This is a genomic window from Flagellimonas sp. L-11, assembly GCF_056857735.1.
In genome coordinates, this window is record NZ_JBSXNR010000079.1 from 1 (window position 1) to 23,033 (window position 23,033).

Below are 23,033 nucleotides of genomic sequence, written 5' to 3' on the forward strand. Positions count from 1 at the left end.
TCATTTTCTAAGTCTATAGCTTCCCATCGATGTTTGATCCTAATATCCTGTAGTGCTTCCAGTGCCAGTTTTTGTACATGAAAACGGTCTGTGACCTGTATGGCTTTAGGAAAGCATTTTTTGGCAATCATTTTCATTGAACGTGCCATATCCAAAGTAATCTTTAAAAGGGTTCACAATACAATCTAAGATGGCATAGATTATGGTTTTCCCTCCAAAAAATGATGAAACCTTAGTGACAATCAATAAAATGTATTTGCTTATTACTGTTTCACGCTATATTTTAACGAGCTGGTAAAAAAGAGTGGTATTGTCTTTTCAATTAAAAAATGTGTTGGCCATATTTGTCATTTCCACTTATTAAACCAAAAAGTATGCAGATATAATTTAGTACAAGTTTGTACCAGATAACCGACCACGAGATGATTTGATAAAAGAGACACAGTTTTCTCACAAAGGAAGATGGAATGATAAAAACCACAACTAAAACAATGAACCCCCAATTAGAACCTTTTTTTGATCAATCCATGGATTGCCTCTGTATTGCAGACTATAATGGGTATTTTGTGAGAGTGAATCCTGCTTTTATAAAGCTATTGGGGTATACTGAAGAAGAACTGGGCTCAAAATTAATTTCCGAATTCATCTATCATGAAGATAGGGAGCGCACGGCTGCTCACAGGGAAGAACTAAAAAACAATGTTCCACTGGTAAATTTCGAAAACAGGTATGTGTGCAAATCAGGAGCTATTGTCTGGCTACATTGGACATCCATACCGTTGGAAAAGGAGCGATTGATCTACGCCATAGCCAAGGATATTACGCACACCAAAAAACTGGAAAAGGAGCGCATATTGCATTTAAGTCAACTGTCCAAGGTAAATGAAAAACTTAAACAACAGAACTATAGCACCTCACACGACCTTAGATCGCCTCTTAACAATATGCTGTCCCTGGTCAATTTATTGGATTTGACCAAAATTGATGATGTGGATACCAAGGAAATACTCAGTCTAATAAAACTATCCGCCGAAGGATTGAAGAATACCATGAACGCATATATTGATTCCTATTCCGAAGAGGACGTTCGGAATATGGTGTTGGAAGATGTCGATTTTAAAAATGTTTTTGATAAGGTCCAGAACTCTATAAGCTCACTTATACAAAGGGCAGGTACCAAATTCCACATAGATTTTAGCGCCATGCCTAGTGTGCATTTCAAGGATATTTACATGGAAAGTATTTTTTTGAATTTAATTACCAATTCCATTAAATATGCCAGACCAAATGTTCCTCCCATCATCTCAATAAGCACAGCGCAAGAAAATGGGAAAAAGAAACTAACCTATACCGACAATGGTCTTGGCTTTGATATGGAGAAAGTAGGCACCCTTATTTTTAAGTTGAACGAGAAATTTCATGGTAACGAAGACAGTAAAGGTGTTGGTTTATATTTAGTCCACGAACAGCTTACCAGCCTTGGTGGAAGTATTTCGGTGGACAGCAAGGTCAACCAAGGTACCACCTTTACGATTCTATTCAAAGCACAAATCCCCTCGATTACAAATTGATTCCACTATCTAATTTGTTTGTGCCAAACCAATTATGATAACATTCGAGACATTTTTTCCAAAAAACAATTGAGAAATGTCATTTTAAACCTATTTGATTAATCTTAACTTTAGTTGAGTTTAAAAGGATAATCATGCTAAATTCTGAGAAAATAGGAAACGAATTCTACCAAAACCTTGGCAAATTGTTTTATGCAGTAGCCATGGCAGATAACAATGTAAGGCCCATCGAAATGAAAAGGTTGCGGAAATATGTTCGGCAACATTGGCTGGATATGGATGAAATTGAAGATGAGTTTCATACCGATGCCGCCTATCAAATAGAAATTGTTTTCGATTGGTTAAATGGAGAGGAGAAAGATGGTGGAGAATATTTCAAGGAATTCAAGGAGTTTTATAAAGAACATCCCGAAAAATTCACCGAACCTATCAAAAAGTTGGTTGTTGAAACCGCCGAATCCATAGCCAAATCTTTTGCTGGAAAGAACAGATCGGAGATGTTGGCTATCTTTAAGCTCAAACAGCTCTTTAACCATTAACATGTCTTTGGAAAAATATATAGATCACACCAATCTAAAACCCATCGCCACCCAAGCCGACATAACAGAGTTATGTAAAGAAGCCATTGAACACGGTTTTTATGCTGTTTGTGTAAACGGATGCCATGTACCTTTGGCCACAGAAGTTTTAAAGGGAAGTCAAATAAAAACGGCTGCTGTAATCGGTTTTCCCCTTGGGGCCATGTCTACCAAGGTAAAAGTGTTCGAGGCCATGGACTGCATTAAAAATGGTGCGGACGAAATAGATATGGTAATTAATATTGGATGGCTTAAATTAAAAGAGGTTGATGCTGTTAGAGATGAAATCGGGGCCATAAAACAAGCGATTGGCAGCAATATTTTGAAAGTGATCATAGAAACCTGCTACCTGAGCGATGAAGAAAAAAAACTTGCCTGCACCCTAGCAATTGATGCAAAGGCAGATTTTGTAAAAACGTCTACTGGGTTTGGAACCGGAGGTGCCACCCTGGATGATGTGGCACTAATGAAAAGAGTTGTGGGCAACAAGGCAAAAATAAAAGCATCAGGTGGAATAAAAACAAAGAAAGAGGCCCTACAATACATAGAACTTGGGGTATCTCGCATAGGAACCTCATCAGGTCCTTCTTTAATCGAATAAAAATTAGGAATGAGCACCCATATTGAAGCCAAACAAGGGGAAATTGCCGAAACGGTAATAATGCCGGGCGATCCCTTACGGGCCAAGTGGATTGCCGAAACTTTTCTCGAAAACCCGTTTTGCTATAATAAAATACGGGGAATGCTGGGCTACACGGGCACATACAAAGACAAAAGGATTTCTGTTCAAGGTAGTGGTATGGGTATGCCTTCGGCCATGATCTATTTTCATGAACTCATCACAGATTATGGGGTAAAGAACATCATCCGGGTGGGTTCCGCAGGGTCATACCAAGCAAACGTAAAACTTAATGATGTGGTTTTGGCCATGGCCGCTTCCACTACTTCAGGCATCAATAACTCCAGGTTTATTAACTCCGACTACTCCCCAACAGCCAATTTTGAACTCTTTTTAAAAGCCGTGAACTATGCCCAAGAACAAAACATTCCCATTAAAGCAGGCAATGTGCTTTCTTCGGACGAGTTTTATGTGGATGACCCCGAGGAATACAAACTCTGGGCGGAATACGGTGTACTTTGTGTGGAAATGGAAACCGCTGGCTTGTACACCATAGCCGCAAAATATAATGTAAGGGCATTGACGATTCTTACCATTTCAGATTCCCTGGTAACTCAAGAAAGACTCTCGGCACATGCTCGTGAGACAACATTTAAGGATATGGTGGAAATTGCCTTGGCGGCTGCTTTGCCCTAAAAGTAGGGTTTAGGCTAATCATCTCCGGTAGAAACATAATCCTTTGCCACAGGCAACTCAAAAAGCTCCAAAGAAAAATAAGGCAGGGCAGCGAGCAAATGGTCAAAAATATCGGCCATCACATATTCGTAGTTTTCCCATCGCTTATCCGAACTAAAGGCATATATTTCCAAAGGAATACCTTGCGGAGTAGGCTGCAACTGCCGTACCATCAAGGTCATTTTCTTGTTTATGGCGGAATGATTTTCCAGATAATTGGTCACATATTTTCGGAACACACCAAAGTTGGTCAGGTTTCTTCCGTTCACCAACACTTCCTTATTGATATTGTTTTCTTCATTATAGGCCCTGATCTGTTCGTTCCTAGTACCTATGTAACCTTCTACCAGTTGGATCTTTTTAAGCTTTTCTATTTCCTCTTCAGTTAAAAACCGAATACTCTTTTGCCGTATGATCAATGATCTCTTGATTCGCCTTCCCCCCGAAACCTGCATGCCCCTCCAATTTTTGAACGAATCAGAAATCAAAGCGTAGGTAGGTATCGTGGTGATGGTCATATCAAAATTTTGAACCTTAACCGTGGCCAAACTAATCTCCACCACATCACCATCGGCCCCATATTTTTCGAACGTAATCCAATCGCCAATGCGCACCATATCGTTAATGGTAACCTGAATACTGGCCACAAAGCCTAAAATGGAATCCTTAAAAATGAGCAGTATCACTGCAGAGGCAGCACCCAATGCGGTAAAAAATTTCCAAACCGTGGTATCGGTAACGATAACAAAAATAGTGAGCAGCCCCACCACCCAGGCAAAGATCATAAATACCTGAACATAGCTGTTTATGGGCTTGTCCCTAAACTTGGGACGGGTTTTTAAATATCCGTTTACGCTTTTAAAAAACTTCCGAAGTATGATCAGAGTCAAAAAGACGAAAAGTATTTTAATGGTCTTCAGTGTAATTATCCCTGCATATTCAAAATCAGTAAAAGCCACTGGTACAAACTCCAGTAAAATTGTTAAAGGCACAATATGGGCTATATAGCGCGGCACCCTATGGGCCACCAAAAAATTGTCGAAATTGTTTTTGGACTTTCGTGCCAATCTAACGGACAATGCGCGCAATACTTTCCAAATCAGTACATCCAACAACATTACAAGCACTAGGACAACTATCAACATTACAAAAAGATTGATGTAAGCGGCCAGACCTTCTGTCATACCGGTCTTTAGTAAATAGTTGTACAGTAATCGACCCAAATCCTTGTCCATAGTTTCCGTTGAAAGAAATATGGCATAAAATTACGGGATTTAATCCACCTCTCCATAGAAGTAAATCATCATTTATGGATACCCGTTGTGCATTTTATTTGAATTTTGCCGATTCGAGTAGTCTTTTATAGGCAAAAACGATGAAAGGTTTCCAATATGTTGCAAATATGTATCGAAAACCGGAATTGCAATATCAAGACCGTTCTCTATACTTTTCCATTGGTAAAGGACCAAAATCGGTGTTCTTCGTTATTCCAACAATGCTAAAATCTTGGAGAAGATTTCAGTGTTCTCATAAACCCCGTTGAAATTTTCGGCTTTTGGCCCATAAGCAAATAAAGGCACCATAATACCGCTATGGTCAACGGTTAAAAAATCACCTTGCACGGTACCATTTTCCATGCTGCCGCCCATGATTCCAAAACCAGAAGTTTCGTGATCGGCAGTGATGATCACCAATGTATTTTTATTGACATCGGTAAATTTCAATACCTCTGCAATGGCTTGGTCAAAATCCAACATTTCCTGGATTATGTCGCTAGTGCTGTTGGAATGTCCTCCATTATCGATTTGGGCCCCTTCGACCATTAAAAAAAATGGATTGTTTTTTGACTGTAACACTTCGAGAGCTTTCGAAACACTTTCTGGTAGTGCACTGCCCCTTCCTTTTGCAAGCGACGGAGCTTTATTGTCGCCCAAATAAATAGCTGTCGGTCTTTTAAAATCGCAGAAGTGTTCCAGTTTCTGTTCGGAAAATACCGCTTCAATGTTTTTTTTGTTCTTTTCGCCACCCGCAATAAAAAAGTCCAACGGACTGCTTTTTAAATCCTCTATCAAGCCCGGGGTATCATCTCGTTCAACCCTATGGGCGTAGAATGATGATGGCGTAGCTCCATAAATGGCATCTGTGGTAACTATCGCCGTATTGAAACCCTTTTTGCTCACCGTATCCACTAAATTTATCAGTGGTTCAGCCTGTGGGCCTGTGCCTATGGCCCGGTTGTTGGTCTTTCTACCTGTAGCCATGGCGGTAGCTCCAGCGGCAGAATCGGTGATCAAATCATCATGTGAAGCTGTTTTCACCAATCCTATGTTTTTTAGCCCTGTTACACTTAGTTTACCCCGATTGGCTATCATGGCCGAGCTAATTTGCGCCAATCCATTGCCATCGCCTATCATTAAAATAATATTGGTAGGCTTGGAATCGGTATTGTATGCATATTTGGGTCGGTACACCTCAACTGTATCCTTTAATGTGAAGGTGTTTGCATCCAGTTTATCCAAATACTGTTTGGCTAGGGCCGGTTGATCTGTATTGATAAAATCCACACCCAATTTTGCCAAACGTGCCCAAGCCGTTTTGGTATCGGGTGTTGACCAAAACCTGAACGGTTTTCCTGATGCCTTTGCCAAACTTATGGCCCTTTTCACTTTCTCCAGGTCAGGAGCCGTCATCCGACCGTAGCCATTCCAAACAGAATAGTTTTTATAACTGGAACTGACCAAGGCAACTTTGCTTAAATCCATGTGTTCGAACTCGTCCAAATTCTGATGGTCGAACCAAATAAAATCAGGGTAATTCTTGTACTCTTCAGGTTTGGGACGATTGCCCGAAACTACAAACTTGACTTTGCCACCGTTGATCAAGCTCGGGTATTTTTTCAATACCTCTTCCAGTTTGTCCAAGGTGGCGTATACCTCGGACTTTAGATCGATAAGCAACTGGAGTGGCCTGAGTTCCCCTGATTTTTCCAAACTACTGAGCCTGTTCAAATACAGCTTATCAAAGGTTTTTCCCTTGACTATCTCATCTTCGGCATGGGTAACATAGAGGGAGTCATTTTTTAAAAACACATCGGCCTCTATGGATGATGCCCCATTGCTGTAGGCATACCAAAATGGCAGTTTTTGGGCATAATCATTATGGGAGTGGACTTTATAAACGGTCTGGGCAAAGATTTTTCCCGTAACGAAGAAAATCAATCCAACTATAACTAAAAAGGCTACTCTCTTTTTCATTTTGCTTGATTTATGGCATTGATCATTTTATGGTAAATCTCGTTGTTTTCATAGATGCCCTGGAAATTGTCCGACCCCTTGCCCTTGGCGAAAACAGGAATAAGCTCTCCGCTATGCTGATCGGAATTGAAGTAAACGGTCACTTTTTCGGGCACTTCTCTTTTTTCTCCCGTACTCTCGTCTACTTTATAATGTTTGCCAATGCTCACCCCTCCTGTTTCATGGTCTGCCGTAACCACCAGCAAGGTATTCGGGTTGTTTTCCACATAATCCAACACAACTCCCAAGGTCTTATCAAAATCCAACACTTCGGATATCATCATTTCGGCATTTTCTGCATGTCCGCCCCAATCAATGTACGAGCCTTCGACCATCATAAAAAATGGCTCCCCCTTTTGATCAAAATAATCCAAGGCCATGATGGTTGCTTCGGATAAATAATTGGCCCGCCCATCAATCTTTGAGGGAATCCCATCATCGGCCAATACATAGGCATTCCTTTTGTCCTTCACGGTTTTTGATAGTGCCAAGGTATCCAAATGGTAGTTTTTGGCCTTTAATTCCTCAAAAAGATTTCTTCCATCGTTTCTTTTATTGAAAAACTTTCTTCCTCCGCCCGCAAAAAAATCAACTTCAGCCTCAATCAACTGTGAAGCAATCTCATTGTGCATGTCACGGTCGGTTACATGGGCATAAAAGCTCGCAGGCGTTGCATGTGTAATTGTGGTAAGGCTAATCAAGCCTGTTTGATATCCATCCCCCTTCAACTGTTCCAAAATGGTTTCTTGCGGAAGCGAATCAAAAGATACCCCAATGGCCCTTTTATAGGTTTTCTGTCCGGTTGAAAAGGCAGTAGCCCCAGCGGCCGAATCGGTGATGGTATAATCCGTTGCCGATGTTTGGTGAAATCCAATTTGCTTGAACCGTGAAAAATTGGGCAGGCTATCGCCAAAATAATAGGCCGTTGAAACTTGTGGAACACCCATCCCGTCGCCTATCATAAAAATAATGCTCAGGGGCTCTTCATTGATGGTTCCTATAGGTTTTTCTTCTTTTTTTGATGTGGTACAGCCCAAAATCCATAGAACGGCCAAGGATGCAGCAGCTTTTTTAAATGAAATTTTCATGAATCTGTTCTTTTTCTTCTATAACATGTAAGCGGCAAGTGGATAAACCAACCTGCCGCTTAGCTAAAAAATACACCCTACTAATAACCTTCATTCTGCTCCAAATACCCTGCAACATTGGATGCGCCATCTATGGCATCTTGTGGAATCGGGAACAATCTGTGATGAACGTTGTCATCTATTTTTTCGGTCCAAGTATCTTCGTAACGACCAAACCTGATTTGATCGCTCCTGCGGAAACCTTCCCAATACAACTCAAATCCTCTTTCACGGAACAAGATATCCAAATCGATAGCGGAAAGGGGTTCCGGAGTCTGCTCTGGACGTGCCGTTCTGGAGGTCCTAACTGTATTGACATCGGCCAAGGCACCTGCATTGTCACCTGTCCGTAATTTAGCTTCTGCACGCATCAAATAGATTTCGGCCAAGCGCATCAAAACAAGGTCTACACTACTGTAATTGTTGCCATTTGGCGAGGTACGGCTAAACTGGTATTTGGATACGCGATATCCGTTTTTATGCAATCTGCCTTCGTTAGTGAAATCCACCTGCAAGGTATGGTTCACATAATCCACATCCTTATCGGGGCCATTCCCTTTCCTTTGGATTACCGGATAAATACGGTAACCTTCGTCGCAGGTGTAAAAAGAGCCGTTTTCGTCTTTGCGCGGCCCCCAAATTACACCTCGGATAATTCCCCTGTTGATTTCAAAATCTTCAGCGGACATGCAATAGTAGTGATTTTCATCATTTTCCGGTGAAACACCCGTCAAGTCCCGGAGCTCTTCAGGGATAATCTGGTTTTCCTGATAAAATCTGGCATCGGCCTCGGCTGGGTCAACATCGCCATAAGCATCTACCCAGGTCTGATAAAAATCCGGGGTAATGGCCGGCCCATCGGTACCATCTGCACTGGGGTGTTCCGGTCTGGGATACCAAGAACCTGCCAACGACCAATAGGCCCATCGGCTGTGCTCCCTGTTCATCACGCCACGTTGATCCAAAGCAAAAATCAATTCTGGGTTGTCGTGGTTTTCATCATTAAAAAGGTCAAAATACTCTGGGGACAAGGAGTACATTCCGGAGTTGATGATGTTGTCGGTGTACTCAATTACCTTGTTCATATCTTCTGTGGTAAAATCTGGAGTTCCGTAGGGATCGCGGTACACGGCAGCATTTAGGTTCAATCGAGCCAAGAACCCCCAAACGGTTGCTTGTGTTATTCGTCCCGGGCCTCTACTGGTATTGATCACATCAACAACTGAAAGCAGTTCACTTTCGATGTAATCAATGGCATCTTGTCCTCTGATAATCTCCGAAAGGTCACCAGAATTTTCTTTTCTGAAAGCCAATCCCCAACTATCCAAAGTAAGCATGTTAAGGTAAGCCCTCAGAGCAATCATTTCATACAAAGCACCTTCTGCCTCTACGTTTCCTTCATCCGCAAGGGGTTGTAAAACATCAATTGCTGTGATTGTTCTGGAAATGTTTCGTGTCACTTCGTTCCAAGAGCTTCCTACCAAACTATTACTTGGAGCAATATTGTGGCGATGTACTTCTAAAAACTTGCCATTATCGTACCAGTCGACCCCACCGCGATAAGGTAATATGGCCTCATCGGACGGAATTAACTGCAATCCATAGTAATTGGTGTGTCTCCAAGTCCAAGAAATTTGCCCATAAGCCGGAGCAATGGCCCCGCTTATGGCTTCTGCCTGTCCACTACCTTCCAGGGATTCGTCGATAACTTCTTCTTCAAGATCGGTACAGCTTACGTTTGAGAGCAAGCCTATTCCAAATAGTGCGATTATTATTTTATGCTTCATTTTTGAAGTGTTTTTTTTGATTAGAATGATACGTTTAAGCCAAATACAAGGGTTCTTGTTTTGGGATAATTGAAGTAATCAATCCCAAAGGTCTGTATGCCGTCTATAGTCAAGTTTGAATTGATTTCCGGGTCAAAACCGCTGTAATCCGTAATCACAAATAGGTTTTGCCCCGTTATGGAAAAGCGAATCGTGTTTACCAATCCTTCAAGACCGACCAATTCCGGACTAAGGTTGTAACCCAAAGTGGCATTGTTCAACCTCAAGAAATCACCGTCCTCCAAATATCTGGTGGATACGGCATTGGAGTTGGTGATATCCTCATTGGGAAATTGCGTGGCAATGGAGGTCGTGTTAAAGTTGGAACTTAAAAGCCCTTTACTGAACAAAGACATTGCGGTGTGGTTGTACACCTTGTTTCCAGAAACCCCGTTAAAGTTCAATCCAAGATCAAAGTTCTTATAGTTGAAGTTCAGATAAAATGCATAGATCAAATCTGGCAATGCACTCCCCACTACTCTCCTATCTTCGGACAAAATACTCAGGCCATCATCTCCGATTCCCAAGAACTCCTGCATATAATAAGCTCCTATTGGTTCACCATTAATGTTTCCGTTAATGGTTGCATCGGTCTGACCCGCTCCTTGTGCAGCTCCCGTGGTCAGCACTTCGTAGGGTGAGTTGGACACTTCGTTTTTGGTATAGGCCAAGTTACCGCCGATGTTATAGGAAAAATCCTTGCTGTAATCGCTGTGGTAATCCAAGGCAAGTTCAAAACCGCTGTTCTTAATTTCCATATCGGGAATATTGGTCCAGTATTTATCGGTAGGTTGAACAGGGTCGGCCGGGGTTACTTCCAACAAAATATTCTCAGAAACTTTATTGAAATAATCCAACGTACCGTACAAGCGATTGTTGAACAGTCCAAAATCCAAACCAAAATCCAATTGCTCGGATACTTCCCATTGGATGTCGGGATTGGCCAAACGGGTAAAAATGGTTCCGTAAGGGTAATCGGCCAAGGTCTTTTCGTCGCCATTGATGGGGTAGGAATCATTATTGTCCCTACTATCGGTGAAACTTCTTTTTGTAATTTTTGATGGAATTTCTTGATTACCGGTTCTACCCCAACTTGCCCTAAGCTTTAAATTATTGATGGTTGTGTTCGAGCTCAAGAATGCTTCGTTCATAATGTTCCAACCAGCGGCAACGGAGGGGAAATATCCATACTTGTTGTTCCCACCAAACTTGGATGACCCGTCCGCCCTCATGGTGGCGGTAAGCATATACCTGTTATCGAACACATAATTGGCCCTACCAAAGAAAGATTGCAGCTCATTCTTTGTGGCATAAGTATTCATAAAAGTTGGCATATCTTCAGAACTTATCTGATCCTGATATTTTGGGTCGATACCATTATCCGAAAAACCTTCCATTTCAAAACTCTTCTGGTGCACATAGGTTTCTTGATAACTATGTCCAACCAAAAAAGTGAGGTTGTGCTTATCGGTCATCAAATTATACGTCAATGTATTCTCGATAAGACTGTTTTTGTTGGTGGTGTAAATACTGTTCAGTTCCCCCCTTATGTAATCTTCCAACAAAGAGTAGGGCTTGTACTGTATATCCCTTTGTGTAGATGAGTAATCCACGCCCAAGTTCAACTTATAGGTAAGCCCATTCACAATTTCCACGGAAGGGGCCAAATTGGCCAAAATACGATGGTTCACGGCATCATCACTGTATATTTGCTCTCTGGTCAAGGGATTGAGCATGTTATCCAACAAGGTTGGTTGCCCATCGGTGTACAAAGGCAATGTTGGGTTCAGCTGAAGCATGTCTCCCACAATCGCCCTTGAATCTGCGCGAAGGTTCTCGGTCCTGGTAGCTGTCATATTAAACTCGACCTTTAAACGATCGTTGAAAGCCCTTTGGGTCAAATTCAATCGACCTGAATAACGTTTAAGATCGTTGCCCCTAAGAATTCCTTCTTGATCATTAACGCCCAAGGATGCTCGGTAGGAGAATTTTTCGGATGCGCCGCTCATGGCTAAATTCACATTTTTGGTAAACCCTGTCCTGCTCAATGCATCTTGCCAATTGGTATTGGCTCCGCCATCTTCCAAGGTACCGCCTGTTGCAACAACTTCCTGTCTAAAACGATCAGCCGAAAAAACATCAACTTGGTTGGCCAAGGTTGAAAACCCGGTGGATACGTTCAAATCCATGCTGGTTCTTCCGGCCTTGCCCCTTTTGGTGGTAATCACAATTACTCCATTGGCGGCTCTCGCACCATAAATTGCTGCGGCAGAGGCATCCTTAAGCACATCTATACTTTTTATGTCTTGTGGGTTGATGAAGTTCAAGGGGTTGGTCGGAACACCGGTGCTCGTATTGTCCAAAGCAAAACCGTCGATTACATAAAGTGGTGTGGTCCCCGAACGGAGACTCCCAACACCCCTGATGATTACATCCTGTGCTGCTCCTGGCTCTCCACTAACGTTGGAAATGTTCACACCCGCTACTTTACCTTGTAAAAGTTGCCCGGGGTTCATCACGATTCCTTTGTTAAAATCTTCGCTGTCCACGGAAGCGATAGAACCAGTCACATCTGTTTTTCTTTGAGTGCCATACCCAACAACGACCACATCTTCCAACATGGTGGCATCCTGCTCCAACTGAATATTGATGGTACTGCGGCCATCTACGGAAACTTCTTGGGGTTTGTAGCCCAAGTAGGAAACTTGAAGGATTGCATCACTTTCAACATCAATGGAAAAGTTTCCATCAAAATCGGTAATGGTACCGTTGCCCCTACCCTTTTCCATAACCGAAGCACCGGCCAATGGAACTCCGTTTTCATCCGTTACTTGACCCGTAACGGAAATAAAAACCACTTCGACCACTCGTTTTGGGGCCTTGGGCTTAACATCTATGGAAATGGTGTTGTTGATTCTTCTAAAAGTAAGGCGGGCATCTTTGGCCATTAATTCCAAAACAGATTTTAATGATACGTTTTGGTAGGCAATGCTATAGGTGTTTTGCAACCTGCCCACTTTTCGGTCGTAAACAAATTTAAAATCCGTTTGATCTTCAATTTGTTTAAGCACATCTACTACAGTGGCGTCGTCCATAGACAGGTCCACCTTAAAACTTTCCAAGTTCTGCCCCCTGACATCGGCAGCAAGCACCGGGTTCAGCAGAGCCAAAACAATCAGAAAGCAAAATGTATGGAATGTCAACTTGATTAATTGTTTAATAGTTAGTGAATTCATAATTTCACATAATGTTTAAATGGTTATAAGTATTTGTAATTATTGAACAGTCGACAGCCTGTTTCCGCTCGCCAAAGTGTTACGGGCTGTCTCTTTTTAATTTGTTTGCTTTTATGTCATATTAATGCTGTTTTTGATTTGAGTTGGTTTTAGTCAGTACATTTTCCTTTTAATTGGACTTTATTTTTATCCAAAAATTGATAGTGCAATCCCTTTTTAGCATACACAATGCTTTCCAGAATAGCATCCAATCTTTCGTTATCGTATGTTGCGGTAATATGGCAATTGCCAATGGTATTGTTATCAACCACAAAAGTTACGCCGTACCAGCGTTCCAAAGTCTGTAGTACTTTGGACAGTTCTGCGTCATCAAAATGAATGATGCCGTCTTTCCAATGTAGAAATGAGGCAATATCTATCTTTTCCTTGGAAATGGCTTTTGAATTTCTATCGAAAACACCCTGCTCATTGGGCAATAGGAGCAGTTCACTTTCTTGTGAAGCTACTTTTACCTTGCCCGTTGCCACTGTTATTGCCACTTGCTGGTTTTCTGGATAGGTGTTCACATTAAAAGAAGTACCCAGCACCGTGGTTGCCACCTCGCCCGATTTTATGATAAATGGTTTATCCAGGTCTTTAGCAACATCAAAAAAAGCTTCGCCTTCGAGTTCCACTTCCCTTGTATCGCCTTCAAATCGTTGCGGATATTTTATGGTACTGCCAGCGTTAAGATATACCTCGGTACCGTCGGCCAAAACAATGTGTAGCTTTTGTCCCCATTCCGTGGTTTTGGTAATCTCGGCAATGGGTTCTACCACTTCTGTTTGATGGGTGAAGATGTAGGCAAAATATCCAAGTCCAATCAACAAGGTTAACGAAGCCGCCACGCTGCTCCATTTTAGTATTGGCCTTCTTTTGGAATTATTTATATGCTTGGCCAATTTTTGACCTACCCGCTTCTTTTGTTTTGGATTTTTAAAAACGTTATGATGGTTCTTGAAAAGCAACTTATGGTCAAACTCCTCCAAGAGTGATTCCTCCTTTTTGGTAATGGTACCATTGAGGTATTTTTTCATCAAAACCTTAATCTCATTTTCAGTCATTGTATGTCCGTTTCAACTACAAGTACCAGAAACGTACAGGGACGCACACTCGAAAAATCTGTTTTAATGATTACTTAATACTACAGGAAACCTCTTAACCTTAAGCTAAAAAACCCATCATTTAAAGGAACAATGATTTAACAATGGAAAGGTCTTTGCGCAGCCTGCGGAGGGCAAAGGAAATTTGATTCTCAACCGAGCGATGGGAAATGTTCAGTCGCTCCGCGATTTCCTTATTACTGATGTTGTGTATTCGGCTCAACCTAAATACTTCCTGGCATCTTTGTGGGAGATCGGCCATACTTACATCAATACGTTCGGTAAGCTCCATAAGGTCTTCTTCCAACTCCATTTCTGGGGCTATATAAATCGAATTGGCAGCCTCAATCTGTGTTTTGTTAAACTTGGTATCCCTTAAAGTATTGTAACATTTATACCGAATCGCTTTGAAGAGATATGACTTAATATGGTTTACCTCTACAGTTTCCCTGCGTTGCCAATAATCGATCCAGATGTCCTGAACCAAATCCTTGGCCAGGGAATCGTTCATTACCAAAGACGCTGCGTAAACGTACATGGGCTCCCAAAGCATGGAGAACAGACTGTTAAATGCATTCCTGTCCGAGGCTTTGACCCGGACAGCAAGTTCTTGCTGTGCTTCATTTGTATGGGGGTGTTTCATCACGGACAAATTTCATAAAAATAAAAGTGGACGGATATTATGATATTGTAAACTTTACGAAAACTTGTTCTCGTGTTGGTTTTAAAAACCATCGACCATAAAAAGCCATTAAAACCCTTCCCTTTTATCCAAAAAAATTATATTTGCACACCTAAAATTGCAAAGGCCCACGTGGTGGAATTGGTAGACACGCTACCTTGAGGGGGTAGTGTTCGTAAGGACGTGCTGGTTCGACTCCAGTCGTGGGCACAGAAGAAAACCGCAAAATCTTGCGGTTTTTTTGTTTTCAAGGTTACGGATATACTTCTATTTTTAGTCATTCTTTTTACTTCTGCTTTTTTTATTTATTTTCCGAGTAATTCCTAATCAGTCACAGTTGAATACTTATCCCTTATATAAACGATAGGCATGGATGAACAAGTATCAAGTGAAATTTCCATGTTTTATGGATGGTGGCAGCTTTCGGTTTGCCTTTTTGCATTTCTTTCCTTAATGGCCATTTGGCACCATATCGGGAAAAAACAGGATGATTATGGCCCTGTTTGGCTGGCTCTTTCGGTGCTTTGTTGGGCCTTTTCCGGGCTTGTGGAAATCGTATACCTCAACAATAATGGTCTTTACCCCCACTTTAAAGATGGTCTTAGGAGTATTCTATCATTGACTAACAGTTTGTTTATTTTGATGGCCCTGCCTTGGTTCAAATATTTGCCCAAGGCATTGGCTCCTTTGATAAAATCAAAGTTTTGGCCCTACATCATCGGTATTCCTTTTGCATTTGCACTGTTTCCAACCCTATTCAAAATGTTTTTGGTCCGTGAAGCATACGTCATCAATGAACTCGATGTTGTTTATGCACTGTTGACCTTACTATTTTTAGGCTTTGTTCTATGGGAATCCTTTATAAAAAGAAGGCTTCCCCTCTTGGGTTGGTTAGCATTGATCACCATTTTGGTAACGCTCTTGGCCCAAATATATAAGTTGATGGACAATACCATTAATCTATTGTTGTTCTCAGCGATTTTCAAAACTTCGTTGATCATGCTGTTCTTTGCCCTGGCACTAAGCTGGGTAAAGGAACTTACCGAAACGGTGATACCAGAACCCCATCAGCTAAAACTATTATTTACCAAGACGGGTAATAAAGAAAATAGCGGCGCAACTTCAGTTACACTGATTGGGTTCCTTGGTGATAAAAACAGGGTCGTAAAGCTCACCCCTGCCCTCTATCGCTTGTTGAGAACATTTGCCGAACGCAAACTAAATTCAACCGATAATTGGTTGGAAATCAAACCAAAAAACTTTGAAGCTTCCAAAAACTATGACATCAACGACCACAATGAGCTTAAAAGGTTATTGGAGGCGCTGCTGAATGGACTCTTCGGCAAAAAGAATTGGACAAGGGACAAACACTACCATCCCTTAAAAGGCACTTTGTTCGAAATGTCGGAAAACAGGGAAAGGAAAATTAGGCTCCATATCCCAAAAGAAAACATACAGATTGAAAATGAATGACTTAGCTTTGATTTGTCAGTTATTTGGTTACTGACATTTTGAGATTCATTCCGACAATGTCCAAAAAATCCGAACCTAGAATCGAAATTCAGGCAAACTTTCGATTATGGGTAAATTTCTATTGTACAGTACATTATGCATTCCAAGCAATGCAATTTTAGCATCCACATCCGAAAAAGGTCTGGACGAAAAAATAAATGAAGCCTTTATGCCCTTTACCGTATGGTGGGAAAATCTGATTCTGGCAGAGGTTCCCATATTCGGGCATGGCATTCCAATAATTCTTATCATTCTGATACTGGGGGCCCTGTTCTTTACGGTCTATTTTGGGTTTATCAACATCCGTCATTTCTCAACAGCCATACAAGTGGTCCGAGGAAAATACGATGAACTTGAAAAAACACCCCCGAAACCAAAACCACAGGTTTATGAAGTCGAGGGAGATTTGGTGGATACCATTAAAGATGAAGGGCACTCGGGAGAGGTAAACCATTTTCAGGCCTTGGCCACCGCGGTATCGGGTACTGTAGGTCTGGGCAATATAGCCATGGTGGCCGTAGCCATTTCCTTTGGAGGGCCCGGAGCCACTTTTTGGATGATACTGGCCGGACTGCTTGGCATGTCCACTAAGTTTGTGGAATGCACCCTTGGGGTAAAGTATCGGGATATAGACACCGATGGTAATGTTTATGGTGGTCCCATGTATTATTTGTCCAGAGGGTTAAAACAGCGAGGGTTTTCCCGCTTGGGCAAATTTTTGGCCTCAGTTTTTGCCATACTCTGCGTGGGGGCTTCCTTTGGTGGCGGAAATGCCTTCCAAAGCAACCAAGCTGCCTCCCAGATTATAGAACGTTTTGGTTTGACCGGCGATGCCACGGGGAGCATCATTGGCCTTGTTTTTGCAATTTTGGCCGGAATTGTAATCATTGGCGGGATTAAACGTATCGCCAAGGTTACGGAAAAAGTGGTTCCTTTTATGGCCATACTTTACGTGGGTGCGGCACTCTTCATCATATTTTCCAAAATAGAATGGGTCGATGATGCCTTTGCCCTTATCCTAAAAGAAGCCTTCACCCCCGAAGCAACAATTTCAGGTGGATTTGTAGGGGTTATGATCCAAGGATTTAGAAGAGCTGCTTTTTCCAATGAAGCGGGCGCAGGCTCTGCCGCCATAGCACATTCGGCCGTTAATACCTCATTCCCGGCATCGGAAGGACTTGTAGGTTTGTTGGAACCTTTCATTGATACTGTTTTGGTGTGTACCATGACAGCCGTTGTCATCATTCTCTTTAACATGGACGGTGTTTTTGTATATGGCAATGTAGTAGAGGGCCAAGCTCTAATGGCTGATGGAAGTCGGTTGGGCGGGGTAAACATTACATCCCTGGCTTTTGAAAATTCCATTAACGGTTCTTCCTGGGTCCTAATGGCCGCTGTATGCCTGTTTGCCTTCAGCACCATACTATCTTGGTCCTATTATGGGCTACAGGCATGGAAATACCTCTTTGGAAGAAGCAAGATCACTGACCTCACCTATAAAATTATATTCCTTTTGTTTACTGTGCTGGGTGCTGCCATAACCCTGGATGCTGTGATAAAGTTTTCAGATGCCATGATATTGGCCCTGGTATTCCCAAACATGGTCGGTTTGCTCATCTTGTTCCCCTATGTAAAAAAAGAATTCAAAGGCTATATGCATTTGATTTCCAAAAAATAGAGAAAAGACCCTATAGGCATAAGCATTGTACATGATAATGGCAAGAAACGCCATTTCAAGTTTTTTCCAAGGGAGAGACTGTCCGCTTTTAGGAAGATAACGAGAACAAGACTTTATCGTTAAAATTCCATAAACATTCGTGACTTTTTGAAGAGTTAGTGCAAAATTTATGATAAATAACTAGGATGACATCTTTTAAATTGTAAATTTGTTTAACGTTTAAATAAAAAAGATGAACAGTGTAAAAACTTCTTTTAGTATTCGGGACATGGAGAACCTTTCGGGCATAAAAGCCCACACCATCCGAATTTGGGAAAAGAGATATGATTTATTCCGTCCTGAAAGAACGAACACAAATATCCGGACATACAACATTACCAGTCTACAAAAGTTATTGAACGTCACCCTACTTTATAACAATGGGTACAAAATTTCCAAAATCGCCAAGTTAGGGGATGAAAAAATACCGGCATTGGTCAATGAGATTGTTTCGCGAAAAAGTGAAAAGAACCACATACTCAATTCATTGAAACTATCGATGCTCAATTTTGACCAATCACTTTTTTTGAAGACCTACAATGGGCTCATGGAGGAGAAATCGTTTACCCAGATCTTTAACGAGGTCTTTATCCCCCTGTTGAACGAACTTGGATTGCTATGGCAAACCAATACCATAAGCCCGGCCCACGAGCATTTTATATCCAACTTGATCAAACAAAAAATATACATCCATACCGAGAAGCTTCAATTTGAAACTCCCGCAAAAAAAAATGAAGTATACGTCCTTTTTCTTCCTGAAAACGAGATACACGAATTGGGGCTCTTGTACATTAATTACCAATTGGCCCTTCACGGCTACAAAACCATATATTTAGGACAGACCATGCCGGTGGAAAGTCTTGAGGATTTACTGAAATATTACGATAACATCAGGTTTATTTCCTACTTTACCGTAGCACCCACCAAAGATGACATTGATGATTATTTTAAACGATTCCGTAAGGTGTTAAAAAAATCGCCCAGTTCCAAACTTTACGTTTTGGGTCATCAGATACAAGAATTTGAGGATGAGCAACCTTCGGGTCCCATCAAAATATTTAAATCCATTAATCAACTGATAGAATCGCTTTAAATCCAAATGGAAAAAGTAATTGTCATCGGTTCTGGTTTTTCTTCCCTATCCGCCTCATGTTATTTGGCAAAAGAAGGATTTGAGGTGGAACTATTCGAAAAAAATGATACCGTGGGCGGTAGGGCAAGACAATTGGTCAAAGATGGTTTTACCTTTGATATTGGACCAAGCTGGTATTGGATGCCCGATATTTTTGATAAATTTTTTGCTGACTTCAACAAAAAGACCTCGGATTATTACCAGTTGGACAAGCTAAACCCCGCCTATAAAATTTTCTTCAAAGACGATGTGATCACCATAGGTGACTGTATGGAAAAGATATGCAACGAGTTCGAACGCATTGAATCGGGAAGTAGCGAACACTTGAAACAATTTATAGCCGAAGCCCAAGAAAATTACAATATTGCTATCAACAAAGTGGTGTTGAGGCCCGGTCTTTCCCCTTTGGAACTTATAACCAAAGAAACCGTTTTAAAGGTCGACCAATTTTTTAAAACCATAAGTCAACAGGTGCGTAAACGCTTCAAAAATCCAAAGTTGGTATCCACTTTGGAGTTTCCCGTACTTTTTTTGGGGGCCAAACCCAGCAAAACCCCATCCTTCTACAATTTTATGAATTTTGCCGACTTTGGTCTTGGCACTTGGCATCCAAAAGGTGGTATGTACGAAATCATCAAGGCCATGCAAAGTGTGGCAGAAGAATTGGGCGTAACCATACACACCAATAGTCCCGCAACACATATTCTAGTATCCGATGGAGAGGTCTTGGGCATCAGAAGCAAAGGGAAAAATCATCTTGGTGATTATGTAGTGAGCGGTGCCGACTATCACCATTCCGAAACTTTATTGGACAAAAAACACCGACAATATTCCGAAGAATACTGGAACAAAAAAACCTACGCCCCTTCCTCTCTGTTGTTCTATATAGGTTTTGACAAGAAGTTGGAAAATATTGAACATCACAATTTGTTTTTTGATACCGACTTTGAAAAACATGCCCAAGAAATCTATGATAATCCCCAATGGCCCAGCAATCCTTTGTTCTATGCCAACTTTCCGTCGATAACCGATGCCACAATGGCTCCAAATGGCAAAGAAACAGGTTTTTTCTTGGTACCCATTGCCCCTGGATTGGAAGATACACCACAAGTACGTGACCAATATTTTGATATTGTAATGGACCGATTTGAAAATTTAACCAAGCAAACTGTAAAAAAATCAGTAATTTTTAAGGAAAGTTTCTGTGTAAACGATTTTGTGGAGCAGTATAACTCTTATAAAGGCAATGCCTATGGCTTGGCAAACACGTTGCGCCAAACCGCTTTTTTACGACCTAACCTCAAAAGTAGCAAAGTAAAAAAATTGTTCTTTACCGGTCAGTTGACCGTTCCCGGCCCAGGGGTTCCACCATCCCTGATCTCCGGAAAACTGGTGGCTGATTTAATCATTAAAGAAGTAAAAAGATGAAAACTATTTTTGACGATGTATCCTACAACTGCAGCAAGGTCGTGACCCAGTCTTACAGCACCTCTTTTTCGTTGGCCACCAAAATGTTGGCACCGTCCATCCGTTCCGATATATACAATATTTACGGTTTTGTACGTTTTGCCGACGAAATTGTGGATACCTTTCACGATTACGACAAGGCCAAATTGTTCAATGCCTTTGAAAAAGACATGAAACGGGCCATTGATGACAAAATTAGTTTGAACCCTATTTTGAATTCCTTTCAGCATACCTATCACAAGTATGACATTCCGCATCATTTGGTAACGTCCTTTATGAAAAGCATGCGCATGGACCTTACCAAGAAAAACTATGAGACTTTTGATGAATACCGTGAGTATATTTATGGTTCTGCCGATGTTGTTGGGTTGATGTGCCTTTGTGTATTTGTAAAAGGGGACAAGGAAAAGTATGAAAAATTGAAAGAATCGGCCATGGCTTTGGGTTCCGCTTTTCAAAAAGTGAACTTTTTACGTGATCTAAAAGCTGATTACGAGCATTTGAACCGGGCCTATTTTCCGAACACCAACTTGATGGAACTGGACGAGGAGTCCAAAAAGCGTATCGTAAACGAGATCAAGGCCGATTTTGCGCTTGGGTACTCAGGAATTGTACAGTTGCCCGAACAAGCCAAGTTTGGAGTTTATACCGCGTATAGATATTATAAAAAACTGCTTCAAAAATTGCAGGGCACACCTCCTCTGGAGATAAAAAACACTAGGATCCGTGTCCCCAACTATCAAAAATTTGGTCTGTTGGCACAATCGTATGTAAATTATAAATTACAACTGGTACAATGAAAGTAGCACTTTGGATACTGATATTTTTGGCAACCTTTTGCTTTATGGAGTTTATGGCATGGTTTACCCATAAATACGTGATGCATGGTTTTCTATGGAGCCTGCATAAAGACCACCATAAAAAAGATCATGATTCCTGGTTTGAGCGAAATGATGCTTTCTTTATTTTTTACGCCGTCGTTAGCATGACGTTGTTTTACTTGGGCAGTTACACCTCGTTTTGGTATGGATGGCCGTTAGGATTTGGCATTTTGGCCTATGGCATTGCTTATTTTACGGTTCACGATATATTTATTCACCAACGCTTTAAAATATTTAGGAATGCCAACAATTGGTATGCGAAAGGAGTACGTAGGGCGCATAAAATCCATCATAAACATTTGGGCAAAGAAGACGGGGAATGTTTTGGAATGTTGGTCGTCCCTTTCAAATATTTTAAGAAGAAATAAAATAATGGCTATTCGGAAATCAACTTATCCAACAGGCTACGGGTCTTGTCGGAATTCCAATTGGCGGCTCCCGTTTTATCCACCACTACATTGCCCTTTTTATCAATAATATAGGTTACAGGAATACTACTACTTTCCAACTCCTTTGGTGTGGCCGATGCTTGAAAATATACTGGTAAATCATACCCTTTTTTCTTTAGAAATGCCTCAACTTTTTGTTTTTCATCATTGGCAACAAAGGCAAAAGTGACTTTATCTCCATAATCTTCGTAGAGCTCCACAAAACCCGGTAGTTCGGCCACACAAGGGGGACACCAGGTTGCCCAAACGTTCACCAAAATAACTTCCCCTTGTTTTGATTGGAGGTTGGTTGATTTACCCTTTAGATCAACAAGGTTCCAGTTATAGTTTTTCAACCTAGTTTGTTCATCCTTGTCCACAGTGCTTGGACTAATCACTGTAGCAACAATTTTATTGACCCATACCCGTGGATAGAAGCCCAAAGGGGTAAAAAGTATGAGCACTATGGCCAAAATCCATATAGCGTTGCCGATCTGTTCCTTGGTGATTTTCATTCTGCGATTAACCGTTCCATTAATTTATAAACTTTATTGGTGCTCCAATCCGAAATTCCTTCTTCGTGAATCACAATGCTTCCTGATCTATCGATCAAATAGGAAGAAGGCACCTCGCTGGGATCAATGGGCATTTTTTCGCCTATGATCAAATAGGTTACTGGGAATGTAAATTCGTGCTCTTCCATAAAAGCCTCAACAGGTGCTCTCTCCTCATTGGTGATGATGTAAAAATCAACTTCATCTTTATATTTGTCGTACAATTCCTGAATACTTGCAAGCTCTGCTTCCGATGGCAATCCCCATGAAGCCCATAAATTGATGAAGATTACCTTTCCTTTGGATTTTTCAAAGTTGAAAAAGTTCCATTCTGCATCTTTTAGCTTCCAATCGTAATCGGTGATTTTTTGTTGCTCGCCCTTATCGATGATCTCAGGAGAAAATGCAAACGCCCTGTTCAACCAAATTTTCCCGTAGTAACCGATCGGGGTCACAAAAAACGATAGGATAAAAAGAATCAATACAACATTGAGAATGGTCTTTTTGTTGATCTTCATTGAAAATTATTTATC

20 protein-coding genes and 1 tRNA gene are annotated in these 23,033 nt (G+C 41.3%); 11 read left to right on the plus strand and 10 right to left on the minus strand.

Annotated elements, in window-relative coordinates; genetic code table 11:
* The coding region (locus AC13CC_RS16075) for a transposase (RefSeq protein ID WP_482875679.1) at nt 1–155 on the minus strand (155 nt) is incomplete at its 3' end.
* 336 nt (nt 156–491) lie between these two features.
* Here AC13CC_RS16075 and AC13CC_RS16080 point away from each other — a divergent pair.
* The 4 genes from AC13CC_RS16080 to deoD all read left to right on the plus strand — a co-directional run bounded on the left by AC13CC_RS16080 (nt 492) and on the right by deoD (nt 3,464).
* The gene (locus tag AC13CC_RS16080; RefSeq protein ID WP_482875662.1) at nt 492–1,571 is read left to right on the plus strand and encodes a sensor histidine kinase; all 1,080 of its coding nucleotides are present in this window, start codon (nt 492–494) and stop codon (nt 1,569–1,571) included.
* Between the two features lie 134 nt (nt 1,572–1,705).
* The gene (locus tag AC13CC_RS16085) at nt 1,706–2,110 is read left to right on the plus strand and encodes a hypothetical protein (RefSeq protein WP_482875663.1); all 405 of its coding nucleotides are present in this window, start codon (nt 1,706–1,708) and stop codon (nt 2,108–2,110) included.
* A 1-nt stretch (nt 2,111) separates the two neighbouring features.
* Entirely contained in the window at nt 2,112–2,750 is a 639-nt protein-coding gene (deoC, locus tag AC13CC_RS16090; RefSeq protein ID WP_482875664.1) for a deoxyribose-phosphate aldolase, read from the plus strand.
* A gap of 9 nt (nt 2,751–2,759) precedes the next feature.
* The gene (gene deoD / locus AC13CC_RS16095) at nt 2,760–3,464 is read left to right on the plus strand and encodes a purine-nucleoside phosphorylase (RefSeq protein ID WP_482875665.1); all 705 of its coding nucleotides are present in this window, start codon (nt 2,760–2,762) and stop codon (nt 3,462–3,464) included.
* A gap of 14 nt (nt 3,465–3,478) precedes the next feature.
* Here the strand turns inward: deoD and AC13CC_RS16100 are convergent, their stop codons facing one another.
* The 7 genes from AC13CC_RS16100 to AC13CC_RS16130 all read right to left on the minus strand — a co-directional run bounded on the left by AC13CC_RS16100 (nt 3,479) and on the right by AC13CC_RS16130 (nt 14,770).
* On the minus strand, nt 3,479–4,738 hold the full coding sequence (locus AC13CC_RS16100) for a mechanosensitive ion channel family protein (RefSeq protein WP_326278910.1): 1,260 nt from the start codon (nt 4,736–4,738) through the stop codon (nt 3,479–3,481).
* Nucleotides 4,739–4,987: 249 nt separating this feature from the next.
* A complete protein-coding gene (locus tag AC13CC_RS16105; protein ID WP_482875666.1) occupies nt 4,988–6,757 on the minus strand; it encodes an alkaline phosphatase in 1,770 nt (589 codons plus the stop codon).
* The gene (locus AC13CC_RS16110; RefSeq protein WP_482875667.1) at nt 6,754–7,884 is read right to left on the minus strand and encodes an alkaline phosphatase; all 1,131 of its coding nucleotides are present in this window, start codon (nt 7,882–7,884) and stop codon (nt 6,754–6,756) included. The genes AC13CC_RS16105 and AC13CC_RS16110 overlap by 4 nt, the downstream gene beginning before the upstream one ends.
* Nucleotides 7,885–7,964: 80 nt before the next feature.
* Nucleotides 7,965–9,710, minus strand: coding sequence for a RagB/SusD family nutrient uptake outer membrane protein (locus tag AC13CC_RS16115; protein WP_326278907.1), 1,746 nt, complete (start codon nt 9,708–9,710; stop codon nt 7,965–7,967).
* A 20-nt stretch (nt 9,711–9,730) separates the two neighbouring features.
* Nucleotides 9,731–12,985 carry a SusC/RagA family TonB-linked outer membrane protein gene (locus AC13CC_RS16120; protein ID WP_482875668.1) on the minus strand — a complete coding sequence of 1,085 codons (3,255 nt, stop codon included), beginning with the start codon at nt 12,983–12,985 and terminating at the stop codon, nt 9,731–9,733.
* A gap of 149 nt (nt 12,986–13,134) precedes the next feature.
* Nucleotides 13,135–14,088 (minus strand): FecR family protein, encoded by a 954-nt coding sequence (locus tag AC13CC_RS16125; RefSeq protein ID WP_326278905.1) that lies wholly within the window; start codon nt 14,086–14,088, stop codon nt 13,135–13,137.
* A gap of 121 nt (nt 14,089–14,209) precedes the next feature.
* Nucleotides 14,210–14,770: an RNA polymerase sigma-70 factor gene (locus tag AC13CC_RS16130; protein ID WP_326278904.1), complete on the minus strand. Its 561-nt coding sequence runs from the start codon at nt 14,768–14,770 to the stop codon at nt 14,210–14,212.
* Between the two features lie 165 nt (nt 14,771–14,935).
* Between AC13CC_RS16130 and AC13CC_RS16135 the strand changes: the two genes are divergently transcribed.
* The 7 genes from AC13CC_RS16135 to AC13CC_RS16165 all read left to right on the plus strand — a co-directional run bounded on the left by AC13CC_RS16135 (nt 14,936) and on the right by AC13CC_RS16165 (nt 21,886).
* Nucleotides 14,936–15,019: transfer RNA gene (locus tag AC13CC_RS16135), tRNA-Leu, on the plus strand.
* Between the two features lie 159 nt (nt 15,020–15,178).
* Nucleotides 15,179–16,282, plus strand: a complete 1,104-nt coding sequence (locus AC13CC_RS16140; RefSeq protein WP_326278903.1) for a hypothetical protein — start codon at nt 15,179–15,181, stop codon at nt 16,280–16,282.
* 106 nt (nt 16,283–16,388) lie between these two features.
* Nucleotides 16,389–17,999: an alanine/glycine:cation symporter family protein gene (locus tag AC13CC_RS16145; RefSeq protein ID WP_482875669.1), complete on the plus strand. Its 1,611-nt coding sequence runs from the start codon at nt 16,389–16,391 to the stop codon at nt 17,997–17,999.
* A 232-nt stretch (nt 18,000–18,231) separates the two neighbouring features.
* On the plus strand, nt 18,232–19,131 hold the full coding sequence (locus AC13CC_RS16150) for a MerR family transcriptional regulator (RefSeq protein ID WP_482875670.1): 900 nt from the start codon (nt 18,232–18,234) through the stop codon (nt 19,129–19,131).
* A 6-nt stretch (nt 19,132–19,137) separates the two neighbouring features.
* Nucleotides 19,138–20,598 (plus strand): phytoene desaturase family protein, encoded by a 1,461-nt coding sequence (locus AC13CC_RS16155; protein ID WP_482875671.1) that lies wholly within the window; start codon nt 19,138–19,140, stop codon nt 20,596–20,598.
* On the plus strand, nt 20,595–21,437 hold the full coding sequence (locus AC13CC_RS16160) for a phytoene/squalene synthase family protein (protein ID WP_482875672.1): 843 nt from the start codon (nt 20,595–20,597) through the stop codon (nt 21,435–21,437). Before AC13CC_RS16155 ends, AC13CC_RS16160 begins: the two co-directional genes overlap by 4 nt.
* Nucleotides 21,434–21,886 (plus strand): sterol desaturase family protein, encoded by a 453-nt coding sequence (locus AC13CC_RS16165; protein ID WP_326278898.1) that lies wholly within the window; start codon nt 21,434–21,436, stop codon nt 21,884–21,886. Before AC13CC_RS16160 ends, AC13CC_RS16165 begins: the two co-directional genes overlap by 4 nt.
* Before the next feature lie 8 nt (nt 21,887–21,894).
* Here AC13CC_RS16165 and AC13CC_RS16170 read toward each other — a convergent pair whose 3' ends face one another.
* Entirely contained in the window at nt 21,895–22,461 is a 567-nt protein-coding gene (locus AC13CC_RS16170; RefSeq protein WP_482875673.1) for a TlpA family protein disulfide reductase, read from the minus strand.
* The gene (locus tag AC13CC_RS16175; RefSeq protein ID WP_482875674.1) at nt 22,458–23,018 is read right to left on the minus strand and encodes a TlpA family protein disulfide reductase; all 561 of its coding nucleotides are present in this window, start codon (nt 23,016–23,018) and stop codon (nt 22,458–22,460) included. Before AC13CC_RS16175 ends, AC13CC_RS16170 begins: the two co-directional genes overlap by 4 nt.
* Nucleotides 23,019–23,033: the final 15 nt, after the last annotated feature.